Genomic DNA, 5446 nt, shown 5'->3' on the forward strand with positions numbered 1-5446 from the left:
TCAAGGCCGTTCTTTCGCTTTCAGGCCAGTCCAGGTAAATGTAGTCGCGACAGGCGGGGCAAATGAATTCGTCATGCCAGACAATATCCCATGGCGCATTGGGATCATCTAATAAATCTGCAAGCACAAGGACGGTGCCGCATTTTGGACATGTGGGATCAATATAAAAAGGTTTGTTATGCGGTCGCGGCATGGCTGGGCTTTCTGGTTGTACGCTTTTTACCAGTCTTTCCAGGTACCTTTTGGCCCTTGCTACGCTTTGTTCCGGAATCCTGTCAATTAATCTGTGGAGTTCTTCTTTGGGTATGCTCATTAAAAATTACCCCTTCCCCTTTTCTCGTTTTTTCTTTTCCCGCTCCCACTTTACCTTCAAATAGGTAAGGATATCCTCTTTATTTCCTTAATTGAAGATCTTTACTGTGGAAAATACTTATTAATGTTCTTGGTCCTCCTTTTGGAAAGCAAAAATCGGCAGATGATTAATTCTCAAGGCCTACGTGACTTTTTGCCTCAACTTTTCATATTCTTCCGGGGATATGTCTATATCGCGAAGGATTTTTCTGATTAGGCCCCTGCCTAAATCTTTCCCTTTGTGGAATGAAACAACTGTGCAACGCCCATCGGAATGAGTAAACAGGACATAACTGCCAACCTGTCTTTGTCGCGTAAAGCCAAAAGCGAACCAGTATCCGCTCCATATCTTCGGCAGGGATAATAGCGGCCTTGTCATGGTTGCACTTCAACTTGGTGGATGCCTATAAACTTGTCTGGTGCGAGGGTAAAATCTCTCTTTTCATCAAGGTAAAGCTTTATTGCCTCTTGGACCCGCTTTTCCAATTCTGCAAGGTTATCCGCCTGAGTATGGCACCCGGGGAGAGAGGGTACAGAAGCAATATATTTGCCATCTTCGTCTTGCTCAATAATAACCAAAAAGCGGTGACCGGTCATGGTAGTCAACTCCTTTATGACTCCCGCGGTGATTCCGTCTCTCCAAGATCCGAAAAGACAATGGCCAAGTCATATTTCTGTCCACGTCACCGCGATTATAACGTTAATGACATGGCTTGTCAGAAGAGTGTATCAATGTTAATTTAACTTGTAGTGGCTTGCCGGCTTTTTTCCTGTTGTTTTTTTTGTGCGTCTTCCACTACGTCGGGCGGGAAAGCGCGTTTGAATTGATAAGAAGTCCATGCTTTTAATTCTTCATCGCCGGCGGAAAAGAGTATGTATAACGTGTCAATCATACGTTTCAGTTGCGGGTCTTTGTCATATGCCCGGCGGGTGAGTTCGGTAACGTCAATTATCTCAGCTGAACTTTCTTTCGATTTTTGAATATTATTAACTGCTTCGATGATGGCCTGCTCTCCGTAGCGGGCCATTAGATTTTTTAACGGTTCCTCGGGGGAGATAAACATCTCCCCTTTGCCTGTTTTAAGCCATATGTCATTGACATAAAAGGTGAAACAAATAACCTTTTGCAATGGCTTTGAAGGATTTTTTGAGCCTTTTTCTATGCCAGCAATATGCCCTTGATCAATATCAAGAGCGTTAGCGAACTCTTGTTGTGTTAACTTTAGAGAGTTTCTTAAGAATTTTATCCTCTCACCAATACCCATAAAAAAACCGCCCTAATTATGAAAATTGCATAAAATGCCTTGACTATTATGCCTTAGACATATTAATATTATGTCTAAGTACTGTTATTTACTTGACAACCCAACGTCAACCAGAAAGGAGTGCCAGCTGTGGCCAATGGTGAAGCTAAAAAAGATGTAACCGGCTTGGATATAAAAATCATGCTGTTGCAAAAAGGGATCAGGCTCAAAGCCATCGCCCATCGGGCGGGCGTAACTCCCAGTGCGGTAAGTCGAGCCCTGGACGACAACACCCCTTATGTCGGACGCCGCTTGAGGCCGGTAATTGCGGACGCGCTGGGCGTGCCGGAAGAAAAGCTGTGGCCTATTACTACCATGCCCCAAAAAGCGGCACAGTAAAACGCTGGCTTCTGCAAATTGTTAATTTGTTAACAGTGTTTAGATGATTCTATCAAAGATGCAGGAAAGCTGCAATGATCAGGGGATTAATTGAGATTTTTTATCAAGCTTATCTTAAAAACGATGGTGCCTTCTTTAAAATTCTGTGCAAACAATTAAAATCCTACCAGCAAATGGAAGCATATGGGTTGATTATTTAACCAACGGGCGGGTGAGTATCGTGATAGCTATTGTTAAATATATAGCCAAAAGAGAAAAGGACCATTTGGAAACCATCAGCAGGGAAATCATAAGTATAACACCCGGGGATTTAGACGAGGAATACAGCGACCTGGCAAGGATTATATTTCCTTCGATTATGAAAATGATAGAGGAACAAGAAACCGTCATTAACGCGGCAAGCCGTTAAACCGGGCAGGTGTCGCTGGTGGATAGGAGACGATTGCGCGGTACCCTGGGCAGGTCGATTAATCAGGGCCATATTATTGAAACAAATTAGTAAATTAACCGATTAGCGAACTGGGTGGTGAACATATGGCGATACCCAAGACAATTATCAGAGAAGTTCAAAAAATTAATGGAGATCAGTACAAAACATTTCAAATTTAGAAATACGACTCTCTACGCGGGTTTGGCCTTCTTCCAGCAGCTTTTGACCTTCTTCAAGGGATTTAACGCTTCCGGCTAATGCTTGTAGTTGCTGCAATACAAGGGTTTGAAATTCTTCATTGGTCATAGGACATTCTCCTTTCGGTTAATCAGATTCAACCCGCGTATCAAGCACAGATTCAAGTATCAGGACGATAGAGGGGAGGTGGAAGGAAAGAAGCGTTTTATTTTGCCATCTTTTCCAACCTGGCAACCTTAGACACAAGATAGCCGGTATCAATTTCAATACCATCAAGGCGCTCGTCAATACTTCTAAGCCGTTCCATAACAATATTATGGCGTTCTTCCTGAATCTGGTTAGCTTCAAATAAAACCTGGATTTTTTCAGCAATATCGGTTTCTATTTTGGTTTCAAGCTTAGTTTGGCGATTTTCAACAGAGGTTAGGCGATTTTCAACGGAATCTAACTTCTCATAAACCTTTTGAAAGTGCTGTAGCACTAAATTTTGAAATTCATCGTTGGTCATTATTATTCTCCTTTCGGTTTAGGATTAAGCCCGGCCCATTCCTTAGCAGCAGCGAGCAGTATTTCCCTTTGGTGTGGAGTGAGTTGTTGGGCTAAGTCGATAAGCTGGCGTATATCTGAAGGAAGCGGCTCAACCACCTGGTTGTCAGCAAAGAATTCGGCGAGGGTGAGACCTAGTCCATAGATGATTTTTTCTAATACCTCAAAAGTTGGTTGACGTTTTCCTGACTCTATTTCGCTTATGGCAGATTGAGCAGCACCTGATTTTTTTGAAAGTGCATTCATACTTAAACCCTGGTGTTCTCTAGCTAACTTAATTCTTTGACCAATATCCAATTTGTAGCACCTCAAATAACTATCTTAAAACAGATTGTATCACAAAAATTTTTAAAATTGTTTATCCGAAAATGTATTGACAGTATATACGAAAACGTATAGTATATTATCTAGAAACAGATAGGTGGTGAACACAAATGAAGTACCTCGCTCAACGGTTGACAAGGCTACGGGGAGATATGTCCCAGTCAGAATTAGCAAGAAGAGCAAGGATTCCACAATCAGCGATTAGTGAAATTGAAGCTGGCAAAAGAATTCCGAGAACAGATACCCTTCAAAAACTCGCCAACGCCCTGGGCGTAAAAATTACCGATCTTCTCGAAGAGAAAATTAGTTAAGCAATTAGCTAGCGTAGCTATATCTTGGCACGGTGTTCTAAGGAACGATGTAAATATTAGCTAAGAACTGGGTGGTGAATACATGGCCATACCCAAAACTATTATCAAAGAAGTTCAAAAAATTAATGGAGATCAGTACAAAACATTTCAAATGCGGGGTATACGTATTTTAGCTCTATGGATAGCGCAGGTGGAAAAAGAAAAACAGAACACTGTATTGCCAAAAGCTAATACCAATTAATTATTCTATGCTTTTATTATAAAAACCTGCCAATAAATGGCATGATAAAAGTCAATTTTTGGGGGATGAACCATTGCAAAAAAAGATTAGTGATATTGTCATTGACGAAACCATATACCCCCGGGCCGACTTTGACCCGGATACCGTAGAACGCTACCGCGAGGCCATGACCGCCGGTGCAATATTTCCCCCAATAGTGATAACACAAGATAACCGGCTCCTGGATGGCAGGCACAGGCTGGAAGCATACAAGCTGGTTGGCGCCGCCGAGGTAGAAGTCACAATTGAAGATCCGGCTGACCCGGCCGCCCGGGCTGTGGAACTGAACCTGCATCACGGCAAGCCCCTAACCAAAGGTGAAATGAAAGAGCTAGCCAGGAAGTGGTACGGAACCAGGCCGGTCACGGAGATAGCGAATGTACTGGGCGTTACGCGGCAAACGGTGCAGAACTGGGTGTCCGATTTGGCTGCAGAGCGAAGTGAAGCCAGGGAAGAAATTAGGGAAAAGGCTTTGAGGATGCGGGTAAAGGGAATGACTCAGGAAGAAATAGCTGGACAATTAGGCGTGACTAGGCAGGCTATTAGTAAATGGGAGAGCAACAGTGTAAAAAATTTGACACCGTTGCAGGAAAACAATACCAAAGGCGCATGTGAAGAGTACCCAAATGTAAAAAATGTGACACATGAGTATTCAGAAAACGATAGTGATAGGATTAATGATGGTCAAGCCGAAAATCAGCTCACTTGTTACGTACACAATGGACGTGAAATATTCATCAGTAAAGGACTCGGAAATGAATATGGAACGTTCTGGCGTTCTCCGGACGGAGGCCTTCACCGGGTTAAGTCACCGGCAATGCCGATGGTTGAAAGTCGAGAGGAAGCCCAAAGTAACCTCAATCAATGGGCCGCGAAAAAAGGGTTGCAAGCGGTATGCTCAAATAAGCCCGATGTTCCTTTAAAAGCCAGGGCCAATCTCGACGTAGATCAAGAAGATAATCCCGAATACATAGACGATTACGGCGGACGGGAAGCGGCGGAATCGTTCAGAAAAAAAATCCTGCCATACTCGGACGCAATAAAAGAATTTTATCAGCAACTCAAAAAAGCATCTGATCTGGCAGAACAAATAACCAACAGGCGTGAAGACATGATCGAGGCTATAGCGGAAATGCAACCCGACGGTGTAAGTATAACTATACTGGCCAACGCCGTGATCCAGGCCTGCGACATATACATCCCCAGGTTTGTGGAAGTAAAGGAAACCCTTCAAGAAGTGATCAAGCCCGGTATTAAAGGCGTAACGACAAGAGACAAATTCTTGGTGGTGAACGGGGGTAAAACGAATGGGAACTAAAAGGAAATCACGGTCAAGGAGCGTTCTCGGCGATGCTTTACATAA

12 protein-coding genes are annotated in these 5446 nt (G+C 43.3%); 5 read left to right on the plus strand and 7 right to left on the minus strand.

Annotated elements, in window-relative coordinates; translation table 11 throughout:
- The 4 genes from H569_RS20835 to H569_RS0116825 form a co-directional block, all read right to left on the minus strand.
- A partial coding sequence (locus H569_RS20835; RefSeq protein ID WP_034631173.1) for a hypothetical protein occupies positions 1-313 on the minus strand: 313 nt, incomplete at its 3' end.
- 180 nt (positions 314-493) lie between these two features.
- Complete coding sequence (locus H569_RS22075; protein WP_081411088.1) at positions 494-730, minus strand: type II toxin-antitoxin system HicA family toxin; 237 nt, start codon at positions 728-730, stop codon at positions 494-496.
- Positions 727-948: a type II toxin-antitoxin system HicB family antitoxin gene (locus H569_RS0116820; RefSeq protein WP_027365936.1), complete on the minus strand. Its 222-nt coding sequence runs from the start codon at positions 946-948 to the stop codon at positions 727-729. Before H569_RS0116820 ends, H569_RS22075 begins: the two co-directional genes overlap by 4 nt.
- Positions 949-1091: 143 nt before the next feature.
- The gene (locus H569_RS0116825) at positions 1092-1616 is read right to left on the minus strand and encodes a helix-turn-helix domain-containing protein (RefSeq protein WP_027365937.1); all 525 of its coding nucleotides are present in this window, start codon (positions 1614-1616) and stop codon (positions 1092-1094) included.
- 129 nt (positions 1617-1745) lie between these two features.
- Here H569_RS0116825 and H569_RS0116830 point away from each other — a divergent pair, with 129 nt between their 5' ends.
- Both H569_RS0116830 and H569_RS0116840 read left to right on the plus strand, forming a co-directional pair.
- A complete protein-coding gene (locus H569_RS0116830; protein WP_034631176.1) occupies positions 1746-1994 on the plus strand; it encodes a helix-turn-helix domain-containing protein in 249 nt (82 codons plus the stop codon).
- A 220-nt stretch (positions 1995-2214) separates the two neighbouring features.
- Positions 2215-2403 (plus strand): hypothetical protein, encoded by a 189-nt coding sequence (locus H569_RS0116840; protein WP_027365939.1) that lies wholly within the window; start codon positions 2215-2217, stop codon positions 2401-2403.
- 165 nt (positions 2404-2568) lie between these two features.
- Here H569_RS0116840 and H569_RS22645 read toward each other — a convergent pair whose 3' ends face one another.
- The 3 genes from H569_RS22645 to H569_RS0116855 form a co-directional block, all read right to left on the minus strand.
- Positions 2569-2730 (minus strand): hypothetical protein, encoded by a 162-nt coding sequence (locus H569_RS22645; RefSeq protein WP_157833572.1) that lies wholly within the window; start codon positions 2728-2730, stop codon positions 2569-2571.
- Positions 2731-2827: 97 nt separating this feature from the next.
- Positions 2828-3130: a hypothetical protein gene (locus H569_RS0116850; RefSeq protein ID WP_027365940.1), complete on the minus strand. Its 303-nt coding sequence runs from the start codon at positions 3128-3130 to the stop codon at positions 2828-2830.
- 2 nt (positions 3131-3132) lie between these two features.
- Positions 3133-3465 carry a helix-turn-helix domain-containing protein gene (locus tag H569_RS0116855; protein WP_027365941.1) on the minus strand — a complete coding sequence of 111 codons (333 nt, stop codon included), beginning with the start codon at positions 3463-3465 and terminating at the stop codon, positions 3133-3135.
- 137 nt (positions 3466-3602) lie between these two features.
- Between H569_RS0116855 and H569_RS20840 the strand changes: the two genes are divergently transcribed.
- The 3 genes from H569_RS20840 (at position 3603) to H569_RS20845 (ending at position 5401) form a co-directional block, all read left to right on the plus strand.
- Positions 3603-3803, plus strand: coding sequence for a helix-turn-helix domain-containing protein (locus tag H569_RS20840; protein ID WP_034631179.1), 201 nt, complete (start codon positions 3603-3605; stop codon positions 3801-3803).
- 82 nt (positions 3804-3885) lie between these two features.
- Positions 3886-4044 carry a hypothetical protein gene (locus tag H569_RS22650; RefSeq protein ID WP_157833573.1) on the plus strand — a complete coding sequence of 53 codons (159 nt, stop codon included), beginning with the start codon at positions 3886-3888 and terminating at the stop codon, positions 4042-4044.
- A gap of 73 nt (positions 4045-4117) precedes the next feature.
- Positions 4118-5401, plus strand: coding sequence for a helix-turn-helix domain-containing protein (locus tag H569_RS20845; RefSeq protein WP_034631182.1), 1284 nt, complete (start codon positions 4118-4120; stop codon positions 5399-5401).
- The last annotated feature ends 45 nt before the right edge of the window (positions 5402-5446 follow it).

This window comes from Desulfotruncus alcoholivorax DSM 16058, from assembly GCF_000430885.1.
GTDB lineage: Bacteria > Bacillota > Desulfotomaculia > Desulfotomaculales > Desulfallaceae > Desulfotruncus > Desulfotruncus alcoholivorax.